Source organism: Sphingomonas sp. PP-F2F-A104-K0414 (assembly GCF_004340945.1).
Taxonomy (GTDB): Bacteria; Pseudomonadota; Alphaproteobacteria; order Sphingomonadales; family Sphingomonadaceae; genus Sphingomonas.
In genome coordinates this window covers 67,488-92,113 of sequence record NZ_SLYD01000001.1, presented here as the reverse complement: position 1 = coordinate 92,113, position 24,626 = coordinate 67,488, and the positions used below count along the sequence as shown (strand labels likewise).

Genomic DNA, 24,626 nt, shown 5'->3' with positions numbered 1-24,626 from the left:
TCATGTCCGGTTGCGAGTCATGGTGGCGAGTTGGCCATCCCCTGCCCCCTCGGGTAGCGGCCCTCTTGCGTCGAGCCCCCCTTGATCCAGGCCCCCTTGGTCGAGCGCGGTCAGCGCTCTGATATCGAAGATCATGGTGACGAGTGTACCGCCACCCGGTCGATCGGAGAACCCGATCGTGCCACAATGTTCCTCAATGATCTTCTTGACGATGGCAAGCCCGAGACCGGTGCCACGCGCCCGTGTCGTGACATAGGGCTCCATGATCCGGTCGCGATCGACGGGCAGGCCGATGCCCGTGTCGGCCAGCGCGATGGTCACGCTCCGGCCCGGATCCTGGCTCAGCGTCATGGTGACCGATCCACCGGGTTCACCCTTTGCCTCAATGGCTTCGACCGCGTTCTTAACGAGGTTCGTGAGCGCCTGTCCGATCTGGCGACGGTCGCAGACCAGCGCCAGGCCGGGATCATCGTTGACCAGATGGAAGCCGATTGCGGGATGCGCCACCTCGTGGAGGAAAAGCGCCTGCCGCGCGGCGTCGACCAGCGATTCCTCGCGGAAGACGGGCTTGGGCATTCGTGCGAACGACGAGAACTCGTCGACCATCCGGCGGAGATCGCCGACCTGACGGATGATCGTGTCGGTCAGCCGCGAGAAGGTGCCGTCCTGCATCTCGGTCTTTGTGCCGTAGCGGCGTTGCAGGCGTTCGGCGGCAAGCTGAATCGGGGTCAGCGGGTTCTTGATCTCGTGCGCGATCCGCCGCGCGACGTCGGACCAGGCGGCACGGCGCTGATCGAGTAATTGCTGCGTGATGTCGTCGAAGGTCAGGATCGGGCCCGTCGCAGGCCGCGCAATCCGCACCGCCAGCGTGCGGACGTCGCCGCCCTGCCCGACCTCGACGATCGCCTCGCGGTCGCCGCCATCGAGCATCGCGTCGAGCTCGGGTGCGACATCGACCAGTCGCCGACCGACCAGCCCGCCGGCATCGGTGCCAAGCAACGTCGTCGCCGAATCATTGGCGATCGTGATCGTCCGCTCGCGTCCGGTCGCGACGACGCCCGCGGAGACGCCCGCCATCACCGCCTCGATCAGCGCGCGGCGGCTTTCGAGCTGGCCGTTGGCGGTGACGAGTTCGGTGTTCTGCGCCTCCAGCTGCCCGGTCATCTGATTGAACGCGTTGGCGAGCGTGCCGACCTCGTCGCGGCTGCGCGGATCGGGCACGCGTGCGGTCAGGTCGCCGCCTGCCACCCGGCGCGCGGCGTCGACGAGCTCGCCGACCGGCCGGACGAGGCGATCCGCGACCGCCAGCGCGATCCACACCGCAATCCCGACGATCAACAACGAGATCAGCAGCAGTGCCGCATTGAACTGCAGTTGCAGGCTGCGCGCCCTGGCCAGAAGCGATCGATAACTCTTCAGCACATCGTTCGCGCGCGTGGTCTGTTCGGACAGTAATTTCGTATCCTCGACGCGGCCCGCATAGAGGAACAGCTCGTCAGATCCCGGCAGCATCGTGATCGTCTGGATACGATCGCCCGTCACCGCCACGACCGCGCTCTTGCCCGACCGTAGCTCGGCGATCGCCGAGGGGGTGACGCGACGCGTAAAGTCGATCTCGTACGGGTTGACGATCGCCAGCGTCTGGATCCCCTGCTGGGGGGACAGTTTGAACAACGCCGCTTCCGAGAGGCTGCGAAAATAGACCTGTTGGAGGAACCAACCGGAAAAATCCGGGCTCTGCAGCGAGCGTTCGCGGAGATAGGCGGACATGTCGCTCGCCATCGTCACGGTGGCTTCCTGCCATCGGTTAAGCTGGCGGGCGTAGGACGACTGGGCAAGCCCGGTCGCATTCTCAAGCATTCCGCGCGCCTGGTCGGAATACCAGAACTGGACGCCGTACTGGAACAGCAGCGACGCAAAGATCGTCACCAGCAGCATCGGCACCGCCGCAACGATCGAGAACAATGCGACGAGGCGGACGTGGAGGCGACCGCCACCACCGACCGGCGAACGCGCCGCACGCCGCATCGCCACGCGCCGCCCCAGCAGCATGAGCAGGGCGATCCCCGGCACGAGATTGGCGACGAGCAGCAGCGCGACGAGCGGCGGGGCCAACAGACGCTGCGGTGCGTCGGAGCCGGTGATGACGAAATAGCTGGCCACGGCGATCGCGATCGCGACGCCCAGCACAAGCGCTTCGACCGCAGGCGTCACCGCGAACCGGTGCGCGGGCCCGTCATCATCCATCGGTAGCGTCGCGGAAGCGATCATCGTTGCCCCGATACAACGTCAACCGTTGCCAGGAAACCACATAATGACAGGATCAGCGCCGTTCCGCCTCGTCACCGCGCTGCGCATCGACACCGCTGTCGATATGGATGCCGAGCGTATCGAGCCTTTTGCGGAGCGTATTGCGGTTGATGCCGAGCGCGCGCGCCGCGCGAAGCTGATTCTGGCCGTGGCGCGCGAGCATCGCCTCGATCAGCGGGCGTTCGACTTCGCCGATCACGCGGTCGTAGAGCGTGCCATCGTCGAGCGATGCGGGATCTTCGCGCGCGATCCGGTCGATCATCGCGCGCACCGCCTGGCCGATCTCGATCTCGACCGCTTCGCTCGACGCCGCCTGGGTGCCGATCATTGCCCGGATCGCCTCGGCGTCGATCACCTCGTCACGCGCCAGCACGGCGAGACGGCGCATCAGATTCTCGAGTTCACGGACATTGCCGGGCCAGTCGTGCGCCCCCAGTTCGGTCAGCGCGTCGCCGCCGAGTTGGCGGCGTGGCAGGCCTTGCATGGCGGCGTGGTCGAGGAAGTGGCGCGCAAGCAAGGCGATGTCCTGCCGCCGCTCGCGCAATGCCGGCAGCGCGATCGGCACGACGTTGAGGCGGTAGAACAGGTCTTCGCGAAACTGGCCATTAGCGACCTGCGATGCCAGATCGCGGTTGGTTGCGGCGACGATACGGACGTCGACGCGGATCGTCCGCGCGCCGCCGACGCTGGTGAACTCGCCCGACTGAAGCACGCGCAACAGGCGGGTCTGCGCATCCATCGGCATGTCGCCGATCTCGTCGAGGAACAGCGTGCCGCCCGACGCCTGCTCGAACCGCCCGGCATTGCGCGTTGCCGCGCCGGTGAAGGCACCGCGCTCATGCCCGAACAGCTCGGCCTCGATCAGTTCGCGCGGGATCGCCGCCATGTTGATTGCTACGAACGGCGCGGCGCTGCGCGGTCCGAGATCGTGGATCGCACGTGCGACGAGTTCCTTGCCGGTGCCTGATTCGCCCGAGATCAGCACGGTCAGGTCGTTCGAGACGACCCGGGCGATGATCCGATAGACGTCCTGCATCGCCGCCGAGCGCCCGATCAGCGGGAGCGCGCGATCCGCGTCGTGGAGCGCATCCTCGCTGACCATGCCGCCACGGGCAAGCGCACCGGCGACCGCACGCGTAAGGACGTCGAGGTCGAACGGCTTGGGGAGGTATTCGTAGGCACCGACTTCGGCCGCTCGGACCGCGGTGGTCAGCGTGTTCTGGGCCGAGAGGACGATGATCGGCAGCAGTGGAAAGCGCGCGGCGACGCTGCGGACGTGATCGATGCCGTCCCCGTCGGGGAGAATGACGTCGGTGACGAGGACGTCGGGAAGCGAGGCCGCGAGCGCGCGTTCGAGTTGCGCCAGACTGTCGGCGACGGTGACGTCATGCCCCGCCCGGCGGAGTGCCTGCGCGACGACGGTGCGGATCGCGGCATCGTCGTCGACGACCAGGACGGTGCTCATGATGCGGCCCTTGGCAGTAACAGGCGGAGGACGGTCATCTCGGGATTTCCTTCGCGGGCATATTGGACGATCCCGCCCATGTCGCGCGTGAGCTTGTCGACCAGCGCGAGACCTAGCCCCTGTCCTTCGCGACGGCCGGAGACGAACGGATCGAACAGGTGATCGGCGATGTCGGCGGGAGCGCCCGGCCCATTGTCGAAGACGCAGATCTCGATCGGCAGCGGCAGGCGCGGTTTGCCTGGGCCCGAGCTGACGGTAATGCCGTGACGGTAGGCGGTCGTCATGACGATGCGGGGTTCGCGTTCGTCTCGAACGGCTTCGCGCGCGTTCTTGAGCAGGTTTATGATGATCTGGAGCAGCGCGTCACGGTTGATCTGGGCTGGCGGAAGCGAGGGATCGAAGCGTTCCTCGATCGTGATGCCGCGCGCGAACCCGGCGAGCGCGAGCCGGCGGGCATGGCCGAGCAGCGGATAGATGTTCTCGCTGGCCAGCGGCAGCGGCCGCGTGTCGCTGAAATCCTGCATCCGATCGATCAACGCGGCGATGCGGTCGACCTCGGTGACGATCAGCGTGGTCAATTCACCGGCGCCGAGCAGTTGGGCGGCACCGCGGATGCCCGAAAGCGGGTTCTTGATCTCGTGCGCCAGCATTGCGGCCGCACCGACCGCAGCCCTGGCTCCGGCCGCGCGGTCTGCGGAATGGCCGAGGCGCCGCGAGGTTGCGGCGGAATGGAGCGTGATGGCGCGCCAGCCGGGATAGTCGGCGATCTGCGTCTCGGCAAAATCGACGCGGATCTTCACGCCGCGCGCGGTCGCTATCTCGGTGTCGTAGACCGCCAGGCCGTGGCCATCGCGGTTACGCGGATCGTCGGGCGGCGGGATGATCGCGTCGAGCGGCTGGCCGATCATCAGCCGCTCGGACAAGTTCAGCAGTTGCTCGGCGAGCGCATTGGCGTGCGCGACACGGTGGTCGGGATCGACGACGACGACCGCGACCGGGAGCGCGGCGAACAGATCCGCGAAACCCGGCCGTCCGCGTGAACTGGTGTCAGGCCGCCGCAAGGTCACGCCAGGGCGCGTAGAATTCGGCGAGCATCGCCTTGACCTGCTTGGGATCGGGCACCTGGTTCACCTTGTTGCGGAACTCGGCCGAACCGGGCAGCCCCTTGGTGTACCAGCCGATGTGCTTGCGCGCCATGTTGACGCCGGTCTCGATCCCGTAATGTTCGAGCATCGCCTCGTAATGCCCTGCGATCGCGTCATATTGCTCGGTGATCGACGGGTCTTCGATGCGGCGGCCGGTGGCGAACCACTCCATCACCTGGCCGAGCACCCACGGGCGACCGTAGCTGCCGCGGCCGATCATCAGGCCGTCCGCGCCCGACTGGTCCATCGCCGCTTCGGCGTCCTCGATGGTGCAGATGTCGCCGTTGACGATCACCGGGACCGTGACCGCGTCTTTGACCTTGCGGACGAAGCCCCAGTCGGCGCTGCCCTTGTACATCTGGTTGCGCGTGCGGCCGTGGACGGTGATCAGCTTGATGCCGAGATCTTCGGCGATCCGTGCGAGATCGGGGGCGTTGAGGCTGTCGTGGCACCAGCCCATCCGCATCTTCAACGTCACGGGCACGTCGACCGCCTTGACCGTCGCTTCGATGATCGCGCTGGCGAGCTTGGTGTCACGCATCAGCGCCGAGCCCGCGTCGCCGTTGACGACTTTGCGCACCGGGCAGCCCATGTTGATGTCGATGATCGCCGCGCCGCGATCCTGACTGAGCTTGGCGGCCTCGCCCATCTCGTACGGGGTGCAGCCGATCAGCTGCATCGACACCGGCTCTTCCAGCCGGTCCCACGCCGCCTTCTGGAGCGACTGGCGGGTCTCGCGGATCGCGGCCTGGCTCGCCACCATCTCGGTGACGTTGAGGCCAGAGCCATAGCGTCGCACGAGCGTGCGGAACGGCATGTCGGTGACGCCGGTCATCGGCGCGAGCACGACGGGGCTTTCGATCCGGACGGGACCGATCTGGATGGGGGATAGATTACGCATGAATGTGCCTGAAAAAGAGGCACGGCCCTACCCTGTCTGGCCGTTTCTCGCAAGACTGGCGAGCGCGGGGGCGAACCGCTAGGTCGCGGGGATGACACAGGGACAGCGTATCGTCGCGATCATCGTCGCAGCCGGAACCGGTGTGCGCGCCGGGGGATCGGTTCCCAAGCAATATGCGCGGATCGGTGGGCGACCGATGATCGCCTATTCGCACGCCGCGTTCGCCGCGCATCCTTCGATTGCCGAGACGATCGTCGTCGTAGCCGAAGGGCAGCAGGCGATGGCGATCGACGCACTGGGGCGCGGTGCGACGATCGTCATTGGTGGTGCGACCCGGCGCGAGTCGGTCGCGAACGGGGTCGCGGCAGTCGGCGGTGCGACGCATGTGTTGATCCACGACGCCGCCCGCCCCTTCCTGCCTGCCGCGGTTATCGATTCGCTCGTCGCCGCCTTGAAGATTAGGGACGCGGCGATTCCGGTGCTCCCGGTGACCGATACGCTCGCGCGCGGCAGTGGCCTGCTGGGTGACATCGTGCCGCGCGCGGACCTCAACCGGGTGCAAACTCCCCAGGCGTTTGCGGTGGAGGCCTTGCGCGCCGCGCACGCGGTCTGGCCTGCCGACGAAGAGGCGACTGACGATGCGCAGATGGTGCGACGGCTTGGCGTCGGCGTCGCGTTGGTGCAGGGCTCGGCGATGCTCGAGAAAGTCACCCATCCCGAAGATTTCGCGGCCGCCGAAGCGCGGGTCGCCTACGAAACCCGCACCGCGATGGGCTTCGATGTCCACCGGCTCGAAACCGGCGAAGAACTCTGGCTCGGCGGCGTCCTGATCCCGCACGACAAGGGACTGTCGGGGCATAGCGACGCCGACGTCGCGCTTCACGCGCTGACCGACGCGCTGCTGGGGACGATCGCGGCGGGCGATATCGGCACGCATTTCCCGCCGAGCGATCCGCAGTGGAAGGGCGCCGACTCCGCGCAGTTCCTCCAGCACGCGGCCAAGCTGATCGCCGACAAGCGTGGCCGGATCGATTTCGTCGACCTGACGATCATGTGCGAGGCGCCGAAGATCGGGCCACACCGAGCGGCGATGACCGCGCGGATCGCGGACTTGCTTGGGCTCACGCTCGACCGGGTCAGCGTCAAGGCGACGACGACCGAGCGCCTCGGCTTCACAGGCCGTGGCGAAGGGATTGCGGCGCAGGCCATCGCGACCGTGCGCGTTCCAGGAATGCCGGCATGAAGATCGCCGCTGCACTAGCTTCCATTGCTCTGCTCGCCAGCCCGGCGGTTGCGCAACCGCGCTGCATCACTGGACCCGAGGCCGAATCGCTCACACTCGTCGCGATGCCCGACATCCTGCGTGAGACCGGTCGTGTCTGCGCGGCACAGCTTCCCGCCGCCAGTCTCATCCGGTCGCAGTCGAGCGGCCTGATCGACCGGTATCAGATCGAATCCGACCGGGCCTGGCCCGCGGCGCGCGCCGCCATCGTCAAGCTGAGCGATCCTGCGGTCGACGCGATGCTCGATTCGGATTTTGCGCGGCCACTGCTGACCACGCTGCTGGTGCCGCAGATCGTCGGGCGGATCGCGACGCGCGATTGCGGGACGATCGACCGGATGGTGACGCTGCTCCAGCCCTTGCCACCGCGCAACACGGCGGGCATCGTCGTCGAGACGTTGCGGTACCTTAAATCCCAGAAGTCGCGCAGCGGTGATATCGCCGCGGTGGCGATGCTGCTCTGCCCGGTGGAGACACGCTGATGGATACCATCCTTCCCGCCGACCTGGTCGACGCCGCGCGTAAGGTCGTCGAGCAGAACCGCGCGATCGGCCGACGTGTCGCGGTCGCCGAAAGCTGCACCGGCGGCCTCGTCGCGGCTGCATTGACCGAGATTCCCGGATCGTCCGACGTGTTCGAAGTCGGCTTCGTCACCTATTCGAACGAAGCCAAGCTCGGCGTGCTCAAGATCAGTTCGGACGTGCTCGAAACGTTCGGCGCGGTCTCGATCGCGGTCGCCTGGAGCATGGCGCAGGCCGCGCTCAAGCAGTCGGGCGCCGACATCGCCGTGGCTATAACCGGCGTGGCGGGCCCCGGTGGCGGTTCGCTTAAGAAGCCGGTCGGCACGGTCGTGTTCGGCCGTGCGGAGAAGGGCGGCGACCCTTCCGACGTCCATGCCGATCGCAAGGACTTCGGCGATCTCGGCCGAGGCGGGATCCGGCTTCAGGCCGCGTTGTGGGCGCTCGAACTCTTGCTGCCGGATGCATCCGCACCATAGAGTTCGGCGGCGCGCGTTTCGAACGCGCCGATCATCTTTCGCAACGCGGCACCGAACACTTGGCCCGCGATCAGCTCGAACATCCGGTTCTTGAATGCGAAGTCGACGGTGAAGTCGACCGCGCAGCCCTGCGGCTCGGGTCGGAAATGCCATTCGTTACGCAGATACTTGAGCGGGCCATCGACGTAATCGACGTTGAGTTCGCTCGGCCGGACCTTCTGCACGCGCGACGTGAACGTCTCGCGCAGGCCCTTGAAGCCGACGATCATGTCGGCGAGCGTCTCGGTCTCGCTGTTCGAGCGCACGCGCATCGCGCTGACCCACGGCAGGAACTCGGCGTAGCGACCGACATCGGCGACCAAGTCGAACATCTGCTCAGGCGTGTAGGGCAAATGGCGCGTTTCCGAATGCTTCGGCATCAGATGCGCGCGACGCCCAGCTTGGCATCGCGGTTCGCGCGCAACCGCTCGAAGTCGTCACCCGCATGATAGCTCGACCGCGTCAGCGGCGACGACGCGACCAGCAGGAAACCCTTCGCGCGGGCGATCGAGGCATAGGCGTCGAACGCCTTGGGCGGCACGAACTCGGCAACCTTGGCGTGGCGCGGCGTGGGCTGGAGATACTGGCCCATCGTCAGGAAATCGATGTCGGCGCAGCGCATGTCGTCCATCACCTGATGGATCTCCAGACGTTCCTCGCCGAGCCCGAGCATCACGCCCGACTTGGTGAAGATCGACGGATCGTGGCGCTTCACGCTCTCCAGCAGCCGCAGCGACGCGTAATAGCGCGCACCTGGGCGGATCGTCGGATAAAGCCGCGGCACCGTCTCGAGGTTATGGTTGTAGACGTCGGGACGCGCCTCGACGATCGACTCGATCGCCGCCTGCGCCTTGTTGCGGAAGTCCGGGGTCAGGATCTCGATCGTCGTCGTCGGGTTCGACGCGCGGATCGCCTGGATGACCTTCACGAACTGCGACGCGCCACCGTCCGGAAGATCGTCACGATCGACCGACGTGATGACGATGTGGTTGAGGCCCATCTGTGCGGCCGCATCGGCCACGTTCTGCGGCTCCATGCGATCCACCGCGCGCGGCATGCCGGTCTTGACGTTGCAGAACGCGCACGCCCGCGTGCACGTGTCGCCGAGGATCATAACCGTCGCATGCTTCTTCGACCAGCATTCGCCGATATTCGGACACGCCGCCTCTTCGCACACGGTGGTGAGGCTTTTGGACCGCATGAGCTCACGCGTTTTTGCGAAGCCAGCGGAGGTCGGCGCCTTGACGCGGATCCAGTCGGGCTTGCGCGCACGGACCGGTGCAACCATCGGGGTCATGTCGTTCATGCACGCCAGATAGCCCCGCCCTGCCGCTGAGACAATGGTGGCGGGCCATGTCGGCGGGTTGGAACCATCGGACGAACCGGATAAAATCATGGAACCAGTTTCAACATGACAAGTTTGTCATGTTGCATCGCAAACTGATATGGAAGACTAACCGTGCCAACTCACTTTCCGGAAATGATCGAAGGCTATCACCGCTTCAAGGACGGCCCCTGGGAGGAGCAGCGCGAGCGCTGGAAGGAACTGCAGGACGGCCAGAGCCCCAAGGTGATGATCATCGCCTGCTCCGACAGCCGCGTCGAACCCGCGCAGATTTTCGATACGCTGCCGGGCGAAGTGTTCGTCGTCCGCAACGTCGCCAACCTCGTCCCGCCGTTCGAAACCGGTGGTGGTTATCACGGCGTCTCCGCGGCGATCGAGTTCGCGGTTACGCAGCTGAAGGTCGAAGAGATCGTCGTGATGGGCCACGAGAAGTGCGGTGGCTGCAAGGCCGCGCTGACGCAGGCGTTTGCCGATGCTGATCACGGTGCAGGCGGCTTCGTGTCCGACTGGGTCAGTCTGCTCGACGGTGCCCGCGAGAAGGTCATCGCGAAGTACGGTGAAGGTGCCGAGGCCGGCCGCGAGATGGAACTCGAATCCGTCCGGACCTCGATCGCCAACCTTCGCACCTTCCCGTTCGTGACCGAGGCCGAAGCCGCTGGCACACTGGCCCTGCGCGGTGCCTATTTCGGCATCGACAAGGGCCAGATGCTGCTGCTCAACGAGGATGACGAGTTCATCCAAGCAGAGTCGACAGAAGCCAAGTCAGCGAAGGCCTAACGCCTTCTCCGCCACCTTCTTGACCTTCGGGTCGAGCGGTGGCGGCACCATCGATACGCCGGCTTCGAGGCGGTCCGCGATCAGCGTCAGCGCTGCGATCCGGGCCGCCTTCTTGTCGTTGCCGTCGATGACGGTCCACGGCGCGGTCGCGGTGTCGGTGCGCGCGAACATCTCGGCCATCGCCTCCAGATACTCTTCGCGCCGCGACCGGTTGTGGAAATCGTCGAGCCCGGTCTTCCAGTGCTTCCACGGATCGTCGAGCCGCGCCTTCAATCGCCGGTCCTGCTCCTTCTGCGTGGTATGGATGAACAGCTTGATGAGGGTCGTGCCGCTCTCGACCTGCTGTGCCTCGAACGCGTTGATCTCGTCGTAACCGTGGCGCCATTCGTTCTCGCTGGCGAACCCCTCGACACGCTCGACCAGGACGCGGCCGTACCAGCTGCGATCGAACACCGCGATGTTGCCGTTCGCGGGCAGACGGCTCCAGAAGCGCCAGAGGAAATGATGCGCCTTCTCGTCCGCAGTCGGTGCCGAGATCGGCCAGACCTTGTAGTTGCGCGGGTCCCATTCGGCGGAGAGACGCTGGATGATGCCGCCCTTCCCTGCCGCATCCCAGCCCTCGAACATGACGATCGCGCGCGTACCACCGACGATGTGCGCGACCTGGATATGTTCGAGGCGCTTTTGAAGCGCGGCAAGGTCGTGCTTGTACTTGCCGTCGTATTCGTCGCCAGCTTCGTAATCGGCCAGGTGTATCGTCATGCATCGCGCTCCGTCGCAAGGGTCGGGATCTGAACGTTCCAGGCGCCGCGACGACGCAGGACGAACCAATAATAGGCGATCGAGAGCAGGATCTGCGCGCCCGTCATGATCAGACCGGGGCGCCCCTCCTCCAGATCGGACCAACTCGTCCAGCAGACATAGCCGAGCGCGAGCAGCGTCACCACCGGAGCGATTGGGTAGAACGGCATCTGGTAGGGGGCGTGGGCGGTCTTGCCGGTACGCCTGCCGACGATCGCCGCGACGCAGATACCCGTGTAGATCGCGACGAGGCCGGTGCCGCTGAGCACCAGCAGCAACTGGAGCGGCAGAAAGCACGCGACGATCCCGAACCCGCCGACCAGCAACGTGCCGACCCAGGGCGAGCCGAACTTCGGGTGGACCTGCGTCATCCAGCGATCGAGCGGACGGCCCCAGCTTCCATCGCGCGCGGTGCCGTAGAAGAAGCGCGCGCAGGCGAGGATGCAGGCGATCACCGCGTTGACGATCGCGACGACGACGCCGATCGAGATCCAGTTCGCCGTCGTGGTGCCGCTGCGGAGGGTGACGAGGAGGCCGAACGGGTCGTCGGCGGTAAGCGTGGCGTGAAGGTCTGGTGCACCGACGAGGACCGCGACGATCGGGATGCCCTCGAACAGCAGCGTCAGCGCGAGCGAGGCCATGATCGCGCGCGCGATCAGTCGGGGGGCCTCGAGCATCTCTTCGCCGAAATACACCGCCGCGCCGTAGCCGTTGAGTGCGAAGATCGCGATCGAGGTGGCGAGGCCGATCGATGCGGCTGACGCGGGGACGAGGGAGGCGCCTTGCGGCATGACAGGGTGGAGCAACAGGTCGCCGATCGGGCGGACGGTATCGGCGAACCCGAGCCAGACGACCGCGACGATCGCCAGCATCTCGACCAGCAGGAAGAGCCCGGTGAGCCAGGCGTTCACCTTGATCTGGAGGATCGCGACCAGCGTCGACCCTGCGACCACGGCGATAGCGATGGGGATCTGCGGCAGGCCGGGGACCAGCGTGCCGAGCACCGCGCTGACGCCCAGGCCTGCGACCGGGGGGAAGAGCAGGTTGTTGAAGACGTTGACGCCGAGCATGACGAACCCCGCCATCGGCCCGAGCGTATGCGCGACCGCGACATACTCGCCGCCTGCGACCGGCCAGGCGGAGGAGAGTTCGGCGTAGACGAACGCGGTCGCGACGCAGACGAGTCCGGCGATCAGCGTTGCCCAGACTGCGCCGGTGCCGGCGACCTGGAGCATTCCGGGGACGATGACGAACACCGACGATGCCGGGGTCGCGACTGAGAGGGTGAGGAACAGGACGCCCGTGACGCCGAGGCTGCGGACGAGGCTTGGCGCCGGTGTCATCTGATCGTTGCGCATGCCAACCCCTTATCGTGCAGAGGTATTTGCATGGTTGAGGGGGTTGAGGAAGCGTAGAACGTCTTTCCCTCGCCCCTTCGGGGAGAGGGAGGGGCCCGCCCGCGCTTGCGGGTGGGAGGGTGAGGGGCGGTTGGGATCCGCCAACCTCCCCTCACCCTCCCGTCGCCAAGCGGCTCCTCCTTCCCTCTCCCCGGAGGGGCGAGGGACAGGTAGATTACCCCGCGTTCGGCGCGGCCGCCTTTGTCGCGTCCTTCGGACCATCCACCGTCAGGCGGATGTTGAGTTCCTTCAGCTGCTTGGCGCTAACCGGGCTCGGCGCGCCCATCATCAGGTCCTCGGCCTTCTGGTTCATCGGGAACAGCACGACTTCGCGGATGTTCGGCTCGCCGGCGAGCAGCATCACCATCCGGTCGATCCCCGGCGCCGAGCCGCCATGCGGCGGCGCGCCGACCTTGAACGCGTTGATCATGCCCGCGAAGTTCGTGTCAACGTCGGCTTGCGTATAACCGGCGATTTCGAACGCCTTGTACATGATCTCCGGACGGTGGTTCCGGATCGCACCCGACGACAGCTCGACGCCATTACAGACGATGTCGTACTGGTACGCGAGGATATCGAGCGGATCCTTGTTTTCCAGCGCGTCCATCTCGCCCTGCGGCATCGAGAATGGGTTGTGACTGAAATCGACCTTCTTCGCGTCCTCGTCATATTCGAACATCGGGAAGTCGACGATCCAGCAGAACTCGAAGCGGTTCTCGTCGATCAGGCCGAGGTCGGCGCCGATCCGCGCCCGCGCAGCGCCCGCAAGCTTCGAGGCGGGCAGTTCCTTGCCGGCGGCGAAGAAGATGCCGTCGTTGGGGCCGAGGCCCATTTCGGCGATCAGCTTCCGCGTCGCTTCCTCGCCGTGGTTTTTGGCGATTGGGCCACCGAGTTCACCGTTCTTCTGCGTGATGTAGCCAAGCCCGGCATGTCCCTCGGCGCGCGCCCAGTCGTTCATGTCGGTGAAGAATTTCCGCGACTTGTCGGCGGTGTTCGGCGCGGGAATCGCGCGGACCACGTCACCGCCCGCGACGATTCCTGCGAACAGGCCAAAGCCCGAATCGACGAAGTGATGACCGACGTCGTGGATCAGGATCGGGTTGCGCAGGTCGGGCTTGTCGCTGCCGTACTTCAGCATCGATTCGCGGTAGGGGATGCGCTTGAACGGAAGCGCCGAGACCTGGCGCCCCTTACCCTGCCAGTCGGCGAACTCCTCGAACACGCCGTGCAAGACGGGCTCGATCGCATTGAACACGTCGTCCTGCGTGACGAAGCTCATCTCGAAATCGAGCTGGTAGAACTCGCCCGGCGAGCGATCGGCGCGTGCGTCCTCGTCGCGGAAGCAGGGCGCGATCTGGAAATAGCGGTCGAAGCCGGCGACCATCAGCAGCTGCTTGAACATCTGCGGCGCCTGCGGGAGCGCGTAGAACTTGCCCGGATGGACGCGGCTCGGCACCAGATAATCGCGCGCACCCTCAGGGCTCGACGCGGTCAGGATCGGCGTCTGGAATTCGGTGAACCCCTGCGAATTCATCCGGTTACGCAGCGATGTTATCACCTGGCTGCGGAGCATGATGTTGGCGTGGAGACGCTCGCGACGCAGATCGAGATAGCGATAGCGGAGACGGATATCCTCGGGATACTCCGCCTCGCCCGCGACCGGCATCGGCAGTTCGCCGGCCATCGACTGGACCGTCGCGGCGGTCGCGCGGATCTCGATCCCGCCGGTCGGCAGGTTCGGGTTCACGGCTTCGGGTGCACGTGCGGTCACCTTGCCGGTAATCGTGACGACGCTTTCGCTCTTCAGGCCCTCGATGACCTTGAACACCGGGCCGCTGACGTCGGTGACGATCTGCGTGATGCCGTAATGATCGCGCAGATCGATGAAGACGAGGTCGCCGTGATCGCGCTTCTTGTGGACCCAGCCGGAGACGCGAACCTCTTCGCCGACCTGTTCGGGGCGGAGGGCGGCGCAGTTGTGGGTGCGATAGGCGTGCATGTCTCTGTCTCTCATACGTCGACCCAGCATCTCGTGCGGCAAGGGTGCGCCCTGCGACGGGAGATCCCAGCTTTCGCTGGGATGACGGGAATTGGATGGCTCGCGCTTCACCTTCCCTACCCGCCTTTGTCAACCCGCCCCTTTGTCAACGAGAGGGAGCCTCGCTATGGACGGGCGATGCATATCCACCCGCTTATCTCCGACAGTGCCACGCTCGCCAATCTGTGCGCGCGCATGGCCGACGCCGACTATGTGTGCGTCGACACAGAATTCATGCGCGAGAGCACCTATTACCCGGAGCTCTGCCTGATCCAGATCGCCGACGACAAGGAGGCGGCCGCAATCGATCCGATGGCGCCTGGGATCGACCTGAAGCCGCTGCTGGATTTGCTCGTCGAGAATCACGACGTGCTGAAGGTCGTTCATGCCGGCGGGCAGGACATCGAAATCGTCTACAACCTCACCGGCAAGACACCCTTCCCGCTGTTCGACACGCAGGTCGCGGCGATGGCGCTCGGCCAGGGCGAGCAGATCGGCTATTCGAACCTCGTCGACAGCTGGCTCGGGATCGCGGTCGACAAGGGCGCGCGGTTTACCGATTGGGCGCGCCGGCCGCTCGACGCGCGGCAGATCGAATATGCGATCGGCGACGTGACGCATCTGTCGAAGATCTTCCCCAAGATGCTCGAGCGGTTGCGCAAGACCGGGCGCGGCGTGTGGCTCGATCAGGAGATGGAGCGGCTTGGCGACATTGCCAATTATGCGAACGATCCCGATCTGGCGTGGAAGCGCGTGCGGATTTCGGGGCGGAAGCCCGACGTGCTCGGCCGCCTGAAGGCTTTGGCTCGGTGGCGCGAGCTTGAGGCGCAGGCGAAGGATTTGCCGCGCGGACGGATCGTCAAGGACGAGACGCTGGGCGACATGGCGGGACATCCCCCGCGGAAGCAGACGGACCTAGCGCGGGTCCGTGGACTTTCCGCGACTTGGGCCGGCAACGATATTGGTGGTCGCCTGATGGCGGCGATCGAGGGTGCGCAACCGCTCGGCGATGACGAAATGCCGCCACGCGACGATCGTAAGCCGGGGCTCGGCAAGGAGGGCTCGCTGGTCGCGGATCTCCTCAAGCTGTTGCTCAAGATCCGCTCGCGAGACATTGATGTCGCATCGAAATTGCTCGCGCGGACCGATGAACTCGAGGCTTTGGCGGCGGGCGTGCGGACCGGGCTGCCGATGCTCGAGGGTTGGCGGTTCGATCAGTTCGGACGCGATGCGCTCGATCTGGTCGAGGGACGACTGGCGTTTGCGGTCATCGGCGGCAAGCTGAAGATGACGCGTACGGAGGATGCCGCATGAGAATCGTTCTTGTCGCAGCCTTGGCCGCCACGGCGGCGTGTACGCCGGTAGAGATGCGCGGCCAGACTCCTGCCGCTGCGCCGGTCGCTACCGCGTGCAATGCCGCCTCGTTGGGCGATCTGGTCGGCAAGCGCGCAAGCGATGCCCGGGCGGATGTGATGCAGACCCGGTCGGGATCGCGGACGCTGCGCTGGATCGCACCGAATACCGCGGTGACGATGGATTTTCGGGCTGACCGGCTGAATGTGTACGTCGATGCGAAGGGCCGGATCGAGCGCTTCACCTGCGCCTGAGTCGGCTCGGTATATCCTCCCCTTGCAGGGGAGGTGGCCGGCACTTGCCAGACGGAGGGGTGCCACCCTCTCGATAGCGCGATACCCCTCCGTCAGTCCTGCCGACTGCCACCTCCCCTGCCAGGGGAGGAATTAGATGAGAGCCAACACAGGTTTGCGGCCTAACGCGGTCGCCAGCGCGGTATGGCGACGTTCTACCGCCTCTCCGTAAAGTCCGCGATCGTCCGAGCGGAGCGTCAGCGTCAAGCAGACCCCGTCGTCCGCGAGGCTGGAGCGTTTCAGCGGTCCGGCCAGGCCGCCGCTCATGCGCTGGCCAAGACGCATCGCCAGCCCCCACGCGGTCGCGCTTTTTACCGCCGCGGGGCTCGCCAGGCGGCCCACCGGATCAGCGGCCGCCAAGTCGCCGCCGAGGCTCGTGTAAAGCGCTTGCGCCAACATGCCCCGGCCTGGAGCGTCGATCGCCACCCAATTGCCGTGCAGCGCGACCTCTACGCCGCGTTCGGCGCGGAACTCCGGATTGGCCCGCCAGCCAACGTCGGCGAGCAGGCATGCGGTATGACGGAGTCGCGCCATCGCAGGCGGCTCGGTGGTGAATAACGGCGCGAGCCAGCGATCGAGCAGGTCGCCGTGCTCGGGAAACCGGCCAAGCAGGCGGCCTTCTTCGCGCGCTGCAACGATCAGCGGGTCGAGCGTTCGGTCTGCGGGCTTCAGATGTTCGTAGAGCAGCCCTTCGCGCAGGCCGTAGGCCGATACGACCGTCGTCTTGCTGCCGAGTTGGCGCATCAGCACGCCGAGCAACGCGGCTGCGTCCGCCAGCGTCGCGGTACGGCCTGAAGACAAGCCGGGGATCGCCTTCAGGCGGGGCTTCGAAAGCTGCGGGATCGTTCGGCTCAACCGCGTGATGGTCGCGGCGGTCATCGGGTATTGATGGATAATCGGTAGCGGATAATTCGACAGCTCCATGTCGAGACGCGCCAGCGCACGCCACGATCCGCCGACGAGGTAGAGCGGAAGCCCCTGCCCCTTGGCCGTCCAGCCAGCCTCGCGGACCAACCGCGCCACATAGCGTTCGAGCACCTTGCCGCGTTTGGCGCGAAGCGGGCCGATGCGGAGGACGCCGAGAGGAAACGAGACACGGTCCTCGATCTTGCCGCGGCGGACGCGGACGAGTTCGAGACTGCCGCCGCCGAGATCGCCGACGATGCCGTCCGCATCGGGGATCGCCGAGAGCACGCCGTAGCCGGCGGCACTGGCTTCCTGCTCGCCGGAAAGAGTCTCGACCTTGAGGCCGAGTTGTTCAGCGGTCGCAATGAGTTCGCCGCCGTTCTTCGCATCGCGCACCGCCGCCGTTGCGACTGTACGAAGCGTCGAGCACTCCATCTCGCGCGCGACGGCAGCAAACCGCGCCAACGCGACACGCGCTGTCTTTAGCGCCGACTTCTCGATCGACCCAGTCGCCGCAAGGCCGCGACCGAGCCCGGCGAGCACCTTCTCGTTGAACCGGATCGCGGGCAGCCGTGGTGGCCCCTGATACACCACCAGACGGATCGAGTTCGAGCCGATATCGATGATTCCGGTACGCGGGTGATCGTCGGTCTCGGCCTTGGGCGGGGAATTGCCGAACAGGATATTGGTGACGCTCATCGTTTTCGACGGAGCGACAGCGTCGGCACGGCATTGCTGGTCGCGAGCGAGGCGCCGCGACCGGAGAGCGACGGGTTGGTCATGAAATACCGATGCAGGTTGAACGGGCGGTCGCCGGGATCGACGCGGCTATATTCGCCGTCCGGGCCTAGCTCCCAACTCTGCTCGTTGTCGATCAGGTTCGCGACCATGACCTGATCGAGGATCTGGTCGTGGACGGTCGGGTTGAGGATCGGCAGCATGTATTCGACGCGGCGGTCGAAGTTGCGCGGCATCCAGTCGGCCGACGAGATGAACAGCTTGGCGCCGTCGTTGGGGAGCGCCTTGCCGTTGCCGAATGCCCAGATCCGGCTGTGCTCGAGAAACCGCCCGATCACCGATTTCACGCGGATCGTCTCGGACAGGCCAGGTACGCCGGGTCGCAGGCAGCAGATTCCGCGAATGATGAGGTCGATCTCGACCCCTGCCCCGCTCGCCTCGTACAGCCTCTCGATCACAGCGGGGTCGACCAGCGAGTTCATCTTCGCCCAGACCCCAGCGGGCTTGCCGGCGCGCGCGTTGGCGATCTCTACGTCGATCAGGTTCATCAGATTCTGGCGTAGGTCGCGCGGGCTAAGGCTGACGCGCGCCATGTCGGTCGGTTCGACGTAGCCGGTGATGTAGTTGAACATCTGCGCCGCATCGCGCCCAACCGCGGCATCGGCGGTGAAGAAGCTGAGGTCGGTGTAGATCTTGGCGGTGACCGGGTGATAATTGCCCGTGCCGAAATGGCAGTAAGTGCGGAACGCCTGGCCTTCGCGGCGGACGACCAGCGAGACCTTGGCGTGCGTCTTCCAGTCGATGAAGCCGTAGACGACCTGCACGCCCGCGCGCTCCAGCGCGGAGGCCCAGACCATGTTCTGCTCTTCGTCGAACCGTGCCTTCAGCTCGACCACCGCGGTGACGGACTTGCCGGCCTCGGCCGCGGTGATGAGCGCGTTGATGACCGCGGGCTGCTTGCCGGCGCGGTAGAGCGTCTGCTTGATCGCGACCACATCCGGGTCGTTCGCCGCCTGTTTCAGGAAGGCGAGCACCACTTCGAACGTCTCGTACGGGTGGTGGACGACGATATCCTTCGCCTTGATCGCCGCGAAGCAATCGCCGCCGAATTCGCGGATGCGCTCGGGGAAGCGCGGCGTGAAGGGCGGGAACTTCAGGTCGGGGCGATCCTCGTCGACCAGCCCGTCGAGGTCGACGATGCCGAGCAGGTTGCCGCTTTCGGTGATGATCGCGTCCGCACCGCCGAGTTCGTCCTTGAGGACGGCGGCGAGCACGTCGGGAATGCCGGTTTCGAGTTCCAGGCGGATGACGCGGCCGCGGCGGCGACGCTTGATCGCGTTGGCGAAGTAGCGGACGAGGTCCTCGGCCTCCTCCTCGATCTCCATGTCACTGTCGCGCAGCACGCGGAAGCTCGCGGCGGCGAGGACGTCGTAGCCGGGGAAGAGGACCGGGGCGAACCGCTTGAGCAGCGTCTCGACCGCGATGTAGCGCGCGGGCTCGCCGGGAAGGCGGACGAAGCGCGTCATCGTGTGCGGGAGCATCACCAGTTCGCGGACCGGCTCATTGTCCGAGATGCGGACGAGGTCGAAGATCACCGACAGGCCGCGGTTCGGGATGAACGGGAACGGATGTGCGGGGTCGAGCGCCTGCGGGGTCAGGATTGGGAAGATCTGGTCACGGAAATGCGTTTCGAGCCACTCGTCGGCCTCGCCTTCGATCGCTTCGCGGCGGAGGACGAACAGCCCTGCTTCGTCGAGCAAAACGCGGAGATCGCCCCATACCGCCTGCTGGCTCGCCATCAGCGCATCGGCCTCACGGACGATCGCGGTCAGCTGTTGTCCGGCGGTAAGGCCGTCCGCCGAGCGGCGATCAACGTCCTGCGTCTGCTGTCCCTTCAGGCCGGCCACGCGGACCATGAAGAACTCGTCGAGGTTCGAGCCCGAGATCGACAGGAAGCGGAGCCGCTCGAGCAACGGGTGTGCGGGGTTGCATGCTTCCTCCAGCACACGCCGGTTGAACGCCAGCCAGGAGAGCTCGCGGTTGAAATACCGGTCGTTCGGCTCTGCGCCGATGGGATCGTCGTCGTCTTCCGATTGGCGGACGATATGGGCTGGACGGTTCATCGGGCCTCTTGGGAGCTTATGGTGGCGTGAAGAGCGGGAGGTCGAGCGCGAGTTGCGGCCGGAGGATCAGCCCGGCCTCGGTGAGTGTGGTTCGTGCAAGAGGAATGGACAAGCGCTTGCGACGTTCCATCGCCTCTTGGTCAAGCGCATCGACGGTTCGCGTTACGGTAATATGACTGCGCTCGATTCTGGTCGCGAGCCAGTCGATCAGATCGGGCCGCGCATCGAGGCTGCGGCGCTCGAACAGGTGCGCCAGCAACAGCCGCATGAGCTCGTCGTCGGGCGCGCCGATCGCCGCGATCGGGCTGGCGGCAAGGCGCGAGCGGAGATCGGGAAGCTTCACCTTCCATTCGGGCGGCGCTGCGTCCGCGACGATCAGCAGCGGCCTGTGCTCCTCCTGCGCGCGGTTCCAAGCGTGGAACAGCTGCGCCTCGGGCACGCGCTCGGCATCGTCGATGATCGTCCCGCCGCTCTTCGCCGCGAAGATCCGCGCGAGAAGGCTGCGGCCCGATTTGCGCGGGCCGGTTAGTATCGCGGTCATGACGGGCCAGGTCGCGGTGTGCTCCAGCGTGTGGACCGCGCGCGAGTTGGAGGGGGTAACCAGGAAGGCGTCGTCGCGAGGGTCCGCCGGCCATCCGAGTGGCAGCGCAATTTGAGTCATCTTGGTCGCGCTCACCCTGTCGTCGCATTGTCCGCGGGCAAGTCCGGCGGAAGAAGTTGGGCGACCCGGCGAATGCGGATCGTCTGGCCGGAGCCGAACACTTGGTAGCCGCGCGCTTCGAGCGCGGTCTTCAGCGCCGCAGGGTCGCCGTCGTACGCGACACGCATCAGCGAGACACCGCCGAGCGCGAGACTGGTGGTGGCCGCCGAGCGGACGCCGGGGATCGCGCGGAGTGCGGCTTCGGTCGAAGAGACGTTTGCTGCGGCGGGCGTGTCGAACTGGACGATGATCGAGATACCCGCGCCACCCGTCAGGACGGCGGTGTTGGCGTCGGCGGTCTCGTCGGTCGGCAGATCCTCGATCACCGCGGCTTCGGGCGGAGGCGGTGGCGACAGGCTGTAGTCGACACGGAGCGAGCCGTTGCGACGCGCCTGCTGGTACAGGTCGTCGATCCGCTTCACGCCGGTATCGAGTAGCTGCGCGATGCCGTCGGGCGTACCGACCCGCAGCGTGAAGCTGCCGATCAGGTCGTTGTCGGGACCGTGGCGCGCTTCGAACACGCCGATCACCGGGCCGCCGGGCCATTGGCGATAAAGTTTCACAACCGGGGTCAGTACGTCGCTCGCGCCATATTGGTCGAGGATCGTCCGCCACCAGCCGCGGCCGGGGCGCTGTGTCTGGCCGACGTTGAGCAGGAGCGCGTCGGGGCCGGAGCCGGACGGGCGGACATAGTCTATGCTGCTGTTGCCGGTGCGATAGCGCGCCCAGGCCTGCTGCCACTGCGTGCTCTGCTCGAACGCCTGCCCGACGCCGCCCGAATATTGGACGGGGATGACGAGCATCGGCTGTGAACGATCGGCATAGGTCGAGATGCCGAGGATCGATCCGGCGCGGCCGCGATCGAACAGCACGCCGAGCTTGGCGATGTAGCGCTGCGGGCCGATCTGTTCGTTCTCAACGACGATTCCGGAAACGAGCGAATCGAGCGTACCATCGGATACGAGGCCACCGCCGCCGCCGAGCCGGTTCGACAATTGGACCCAGGCCTTGCGCTGCGCGAGCCGCCAGCCGCCGTAGCGCGCGGCGTCGGCGGTCTTGCCGGCGACGTCGACCGTGACGCCGCTCACCTCGTACGCGCTGCCGCTGTCGACCGGAGCCGTGCCTCGGCTGCCGCCTTCGATCTGCGCGAGCACGGCTCCGCCGCTAAGCAGCAGGGCGGCGCCAGCAAGCGCGGTGGGAAGGGCACGGATACGCATCAAGCGGGCCTTTTGGCGAAGCAGACGTGGAAATCCAAGCGCGATGTGGCTAGCAGCACCGATCATGACCGATACGCCAGACTCCGCCGCTCCCGCCACGGGCTCCTATACATACGCTCAAGCGGGCGTTTCGATCGCCGCGGGCAACGCGCTGGTGCGGGCGATCGCCCCGCTCGCGCGCTCGACGCGTAGGCCGGGGGCGGATGCCGATCTTGGCGGGTTCGGGGGGATGTTCGACCTCAAGGCGGCAGGGTTCGTCGATCCTTTGCTGGTCGCGGCGAACGACGGCGTGGGCACCAAGCTGAAGCTGGCGATCGAGTGGGACCGGCATGAGGGTGTCGGCGTCGATCTCGTCGCGATGTGCGTCAACGACCTGATCGTCCAGGGTGCGGAGCCGCTGTTTTTCCTCGATTATTATGCGAGCGGGAAGCTTGATGCGGCAGTCGCCGAGCGCGTCGTCGCCTCGATCGCGGAGGGGTGCAAGACCGCGGGTTGCGCGCTGATCGGGGGCGAGACCGCCGAGATGCCGGGCATGTATGCGGATGGCGATTACGACCTCGCGGGCTTCTGCGTCGGTGCGGTCGAGCGGACCAACGTTCTCACCGGACGCGAGATCGCGGCGGGCGACGTGATGCTCGGACTGGCATCGTCGGGCGTGCATTCTAACGGGTTTTCGCTGGTTCGCCGGCTGGCCACCGATCGCGGGTGGAAGCTCGATCGACCGGCGCTGTTCGACCAGGACAAGTTGCTGATCGATCATCTGATGGCGCCGACTCGGATCTACGTCGCGAGCCTGCTGCCGTTGCTGCGCGAGCAGCGGATCAAGGGACTGGCGCATATTACCGGCGGCGGTCTGCTCGAGAACATCCCGCGGGTGCTGCCCGACGGCGTACATGCGGTGGTCGATGCGGATGCGTGGGAGCAGTCGCGATTGATGGCATTCCTGCAGGCGCAGGGCGCGATCGAGCCGGAGGAGATGGCGCGGACGTTCAACTGCGGGATCGGCATGGTCGTGATCGTGTCTGCTGACGAAGCCGAGGCGGTGACCGCGGCGCTTCAGGCGGCGGACGAGACGGTGTTCACGATCGGGCAGATCGAGACCGGGGCGCATGGCTGCACGGTGCGTGGGTCGGCGGGGACGTGGAGCGCGCGTGAGGACTGGACCGCGACGCATGGCTGACAAGACGCGCGTCGGCGTGCTGATCTCCGGGCGCGGATCGAACATGATGGCGCTGGTCGGCGCGTCGCGCGCGGCGGAGTGTCCGTATGAGATCGCGCTGGTCGCTTCCGACAAGCCGGACGCGGCCGGGGTCGACTGGGCTCAGGTCGAGGGTGTGGCAACGTTCGCGCTCTCGCCTAAGGGTTTGGGCAAGCCGGCATACGAGGCAGCGATCGATGCGGCGTTGCGCGAGGCTGGTGTCGAGGTCGTTGCGCTCGCCGGCTATATGCGGTTGCTGTCGGACGGGTTCGTCGCGGCGTGGCGCGACCGGATCGTCAACATCCATCCGTCGCTGCTGCCCAAGTACAAGGGGCTCGACACGCATGCGCGGGCGATCGCGGCGGGGGATGTGGTCGGCGGGTGTTCGGTGCATGTCGTGACCGAGGAACTCGATGGCGGCGCGGTGCTGGGGCAGGCCGAGGTGCCGATCCTTGCCGGCGACGATGCGGACGCGCTTGCGGCGCGCGTGTTGACGGCGGAACATGCTTTGTACCCGAAGACCTTGGCGGAGTTCGTGACGCGATGACCGATCTGTCCCCCCTCGACCGTGTTCGTGCGGCGGCGCTGGCGTTGCCGGAGACCGAAGAGAAGGTTTCGCATGGCCAGCCGACCTTCTTCGTCGCGGACAAGCAGTTCGCGCAGTTTCGGGCGGATCATCATGGCGATGGACTGGCCATCGTGTGCGTGAAGACCAGCGGCACCGATGAACAGGCGACGCTGATCGAGACGGACCCGGCAATGTATTCGCGACCGGCCTATCTCGGTGCGACCGGCTGGGTCGGAATGAATGTCGCCGGCGATCCGGACTGGGCGCTGGTCGAGGACCGGATCGCGCGGAGTTGGGAACTCGCCGCCCCTGCCCGTTTGCTGGAGGCTGGAGGGCGATGAGCACCGAGACTCCGACCGAACGGCGGGAAGCCGCGGCGACCCGGCGGCGCTGGGTTACGCTGGCGGAGGTGCTCGCCGTGGCCGGCGTGCTGATCGCGGCGCTGACCCTGTGGAGCAACTGGTCGGAGCGCAGCGCGGACAATGCTGAGAAGGCGAGCGCGCGGGCTAGCGAGGCGCGGAAGGACCAGCGTTTCGAAATCCGCGCGGTGGCGGCGGAAAATGGCGACTCGCTGATGCTGTTGCGTGACGAGAAGCATGAGATCGTGGACGCGACCGTGGTGTTTCCGACCGCCCTCGGCGTCGGGCGGAAGGATGCGCTGACCGATCAGATCCAGCGGAGTTGGTTCGAGAAGGCGCTGCTCAAGGCGACCGATGGTGGCGCGGACGATCAGGCTGGGCGGCTGCCGGTGTTCATTACGGTGAACTATACCGATGGCGATGCGACGCGGTCGGCTAGCGGAATTTATGACGTGATTTGGCAGACGAAGGCTGGCGTATTCCCATTCGGGCGTTCGTTGAAGTTGCAGGGGTTGCGGGTTCGCCAGCGTGGTGGGAGCCAAGCTAAGCTCGATGCGATCTGGGCGAAGGAGAAGCCGGCGGCTTAAGGCTACCTCCCGCAGGTTGTTTCCCCGCGAAGGCGGGGATCCAGTCTGGGCTCCCGCCTTCGCGGAAGAACAAGAAGGCGGGAGGAG

Annotated in this window: 23 protein-coding genes; 10 read left to right on the top strand and 13 right to left on the bottom strand. The window is 66.1% G+C overall.

Annotated features, from left to right (window positions below; translation table 11 throughout):
• From C8J46_RS00475 to dusB, 4 genes are read right to left on the bottom strand one after another with little or no spacing between them, the layout of a single operon-like run.
• Positions 1 to 2,271, bottom strand: coding sequence for an ATP-binding protein (locus C8J46_RS00475; protein ID WP_132734057.1), 2,271 nt, complete (start codon positions 2,269 to 2,271; stop codon positions 1 to 3).
• A gap of 52 nt (positions 2,272 to 2,323) precedes the next feature.
• Complete coding sequence (gene ntrC / locus C8J46_RS00470; RefSeq protein ID WP_132734055.1) at positions 2,324 to 3,775, bottom strand: nitrogen regulation protein NR(I); 1,452 nt, start codon at positions 3,773 to 3,775, stop codon at positions 2,324 to 2,326.
• Positions 3,772 to 4,836, bottom strand: coding sequence for an ATP-binding protein (locus C8J46_RS00465; RefSeq protein WP_207894043.1), 1,065 nt, complete (start codon positions 4,834 to 4,836; stop codon positions 3,772 to 3,774). The genes ntrC and C8J46_RS00465 overlap by 4 nt, the downstream gene beginning before the upstream one ends.
• Complete coding sequence (gene dusB, locus C8J46_RS00460; protein WP_132734051.1) at positions 4,823 to 5,821, bottom strand: tRNA dihydrouridine synthase DusB; 999 nt, start codon at positions 5,819 to 5,821, stop codon at positions 4,823 to 4,825. Before dusB ends, C8J46_RS00465 begins: the two co-directional genes overlap by 14 nt.
• A gap of 91 nt (positions 5,822 to 5,912) precedes the next feature.
• On the opposite strand from dusB, the gene C8J46_RS00455 reads away from it, so the two are divergent.
• Genes C8J46_RS00455 through C8J46_RS00445 form a run of 3 tightly spaced genes read left to right on the top strand, consistent with a single transcriptional unit; the run spans position 5,913 to position 8,100 of the window.
• A complete protein-coding gene (locus C8J46_RS00455; RefSeq protein ID WP_132734049.1) occupies positions 5,913 to 7,064 on the top strand; it encodes a bifunctional 2-C-methyl-D-erythritol 4-phosphate cytidylyltransferase/2-C-methyl-D-erythritol 2,4-cyclodiphosphate synthase in 1,152 nt (383 codons plus the stop codon).
• Positions 7,061 to 7,585 (top strand): hypothetical protein, encoded by a 525-nt coding sequence (locus tag C8J46_RS00450; RefSeq protein ID WP_132734047.1) that lies wholly within the window; start codon positions 7,061 to 7,063, stop codon positions 7,583 to 7,585. Before C8J46_RS00455 ends, C8J46_RS00450 begins: the two co-directional genes overlap by 4 nt.
• Positions 7,585 to 8,100: a CinA family protein gene (locus C8J46_RS00445; RefSeq protein ID WP_132734045.1), complete on the top strand. Its 516-nt coding sequence runs from the start codon at positions 7,585 to 7,587 to the stop codon at positions 8,098 to 8,100. Before C8J46_RS00450 ends, C8J46_RS00445 begins: the two co-directional genes overlap by 1 nt.
• Here C8J46_RS00445 and C8J46_RS00440 read toward each other — a convergent pair.
• Positions 8,046 to 8,519, bottom strand: coding sequence for a type II toxin-antitoxin system RatA family toxin (locus C8J46_RS00440; RefSeq protein WP_132734043.1), 474 nt, complete (start codon positions 8,517 to 8,519; stop codon positions 8,046 to 8,048). The two genes, C8J46_RS00445 and C8J46_RS00440, sit on opposite strands and share 55 nt — an antisense overlap.
• Positions 8,519 to 9,445 carry a lipoyl synthase gene (gene lipA, locus C8J46_RS00435; protein ID WP_132734041.1) on the bottom strand — a complete coding sequence of 309 codons (927 nt, stop codon included), beginning with the start codon at positions 9,443 to 9,445 and terminating at the stop codon, positions 8,519 to 8,521. The genes C8J46_RS00440 and lipA overlap by 1 nt, the downstream gene beginning before the upstream one ends.
• 174 nt (positions 9,446 to 9,619) lie before the next feature.
• Here lipA and C8J46_RS00430 point away from each other — a divergent pair, with 174 nt between their 5' ends.
• Complete coding sequence (locus C8J46_RS00430; protein ID WP_132735238.1) at positions 9,620 to 10,261, top strand: carbonic anhydrase; 642 nt, start codon at positions 9,620 to 9,622, stop codon at positions 10,259 to 10,261.
• Here C8J46_RS00430 and C8J46_RS00425 read toward each other — a convergent pair.
• The 3 genes from C8J46_RS00425 to aspS all read right to left on the bottom strand — a co-directional run bounded on the left by C8J46_RS00425 (position 10,247) and on the right by aspS (position 14,458).
• Complete coding sequence (locus C8J46_RS00425) at positions 10,247 to 11,023, bottom strand: polyphosphate kinase (RefSeq protein ID WP_132734039.1); 777 nt, start codon at positions 11,021 to 11,023, stop codon at positions 10,247 to 10,249. The two genes, C8J46_RS00430 and C8J46_RS00425, sit on opposite strands and share 15 nt — an antisense overlap.
• On the bottom strand, positions 11,020 to 12,420 hold the full coding sequence (locus C8J46_RS00420; RefSeq protein ID WP_243643142.1) for an APC family permease: 1,401 nt from the start codon (positions 12,418 to 12,420) through the stop codon (positions 11,020 to 11,022). The genes C8J46_RS00425 and C8J46_RS00420 overlap by 4 nt, the downstream gene beginning before the upstream one ends.
• 214 nt (positions 12,421 to 12,634) lie before the next feature.
• Positions 12,635 to 14,458 carry an aspartate--tRNA ligase gene (aspS, locus tag C8J46_RS00415; protein ID WP_132734037.1) on the bottom strand — a complete coding sequence of 608 codons (1,824 nt, stop codon included), beginning with the start codon at positions 14,456 to 14,458 and terminating at the stop codon, positions 12,635 to 12,637.
• Positions 14,459 to 14,635: 177 nt separating this feature from the next.
• Between aspS and rnd the strand changes: the two genes are divergently transcribed.
• Positions 14,636 to 15,811, top strand: coding sequence for a ribonuclease D (gene rnd, locus C8J46_RS00410; protein WP_132734035.1), 1,176 nt, complete (start codon positions 14,636 to 14,638; stop codon positions 15,809 to 15,811).
• Positions 15,808 to 16,104 carry an I78 family peptidase inhibitor gene (locus tag C8J46_RS00405; protein WP_132734033.1) on the top strand — a complete coding sequence of 99 codons (297 nt, stop codon included), beginning with the start codon at positions 15,808 to 15,810 and terminating at the stop codon, positions 16,102 to 16,104. Before rnd ends, C8J46_RS00405 begins: the two co-directional genes overlap by 4 nt.
• Positions 16,105 to 16,236: 132 nt before the next feature.
• On the opposite strand, the gene C8J46_RS00400 is transcribed toward C8J46_RS00405, so the two are convergent.
• Genes C8J46_RS00400 through C8J46_RS00385 form a run of 4 tightly spaced genes read right to left on the bottom strand, consistent with a single transcriptional unit; the run spans position 16,237 to position 21,827 of the window.
• Positions 16,237 to 17,748, bottom strand: a complete 1,512-nt coding sequence (locus tag C8J46_RS00400; RefSeq protein ID WP_132734031.1) for a Ppx/GppA family phosphatase — start codon at positions 17,746 to 17,748, stop codon at positions 16,237 to 16,239.
• Positions 17,745 to 19,910: an RNA degradosome polyphosphate kinase gene (locus tag C8J46_RS00395; RefSeq protein WP_132734029.1), complete on the bottom strand. Its 2,166-nt coding sequence runs from the start codon at positions 19,908 to 19,910 to the stop codon at positions 17,745 to 17,747. The genes C8J46_RS00400 and C8J46_RS00395 overlap by 4 nt, the downstream gene beginning before the upstream one ends.
• 16 nt (positions 19,911 to 19,926) lie before the next feature.
• Positions 19,927 to 20,571 (bottom strand): DnaA/Hda family protein, encoded by a 645-nt coding sequence (locus tag C8J46_RS00390; protein ID WP_056050416.1) that lies wholly within the window; start codon positions 20,569 to 20,571, stop codon positions 19,927 to 19,929.
• 11 nt (positions 20,572 to 20,582) lie between these two features.
• Positions 20,583 to 21,827 (bottom strand): heavy-metal-associated domain-containing protein, encoded by a 1,245-nt coding sequence (locus C8J46_RS00385; protein WP_132734027.1) that lies wholly within the window; start codon positions 21,825 to 21,827, stop codon positions 20,583 to 20,585.
• 64 nt (positions 21,828 to 21,891) lie between these two features.
• On the opposite strand from C8J46_RS00385, the gene purM reads away from it, so the two are divergent.
• From purM to C8J46_RS00365, 4 genes are read left to right on the top strand one after another with little or no spacing between them, the layout of a single operon-like run.
• Positions 21,892 to 23,007: a phosphoribosylformylglycinamidine cyclo-ligase gene (purM, locus tag C8J46_RS00380; RefSeq protein WP_132734025.1), complete on the top strand. Its 1,116-nt coding sequence runs from the start codon at positions 21,892 to 21,894 to the stop codon at positions 23,005 to 23,007.
• Positions 23,000 to 23,572 carry a phosphoribosylglycinamide formyltransferase gene (gene purN, locus C8J46_RS00375; RefSeq protein ID WP_132734023.1) on the top strand — a complete coding sequence of 191 codons (573 nt, stop codon included), beginning with the start codon at positions 23,000 to 23,002 and terminating at the stop codon, positions 23,570 to 23,572. Before purM ends, purN begins: the two co-directional genes overlap by 8 nt.
• Positions 23,569 to 23,934 carry an MmcQ/YjbR family DNA-binding protein gene (locus C8J46_RS00370; RefSeq protein WP_132734021.1) on the top strand — a complete coding sequence of 122 codons (366 nt, stop codon included), beginning with the start codon at positions 23,569 to 23,571 and terminating at the stop codon, positions 23,932 to 23,934. Before purN ends, C8J46_RS00370 begins: the two co-directional genes overlap by 4 nt.
• Positions 23,931 to 24,539 carry a hypothetical protein gene (locus C8J46_RS00365; protein WP_132734019.1) on the top strand — a complete coding sequence of 203 codons (609 nt, stop codon included), beginning with the start codon at positions 23,931 to 23,933 and terminating at the stop codon, positions 24,537 to 24,539. The genes C8J46_RS00370 and C8J46_RS00365 overlap by 4 nt, the downstream gene beginning before the upstream one ends.
• Positions 24,540 to 24,626 lie beyond the last annotated feature (87 nt).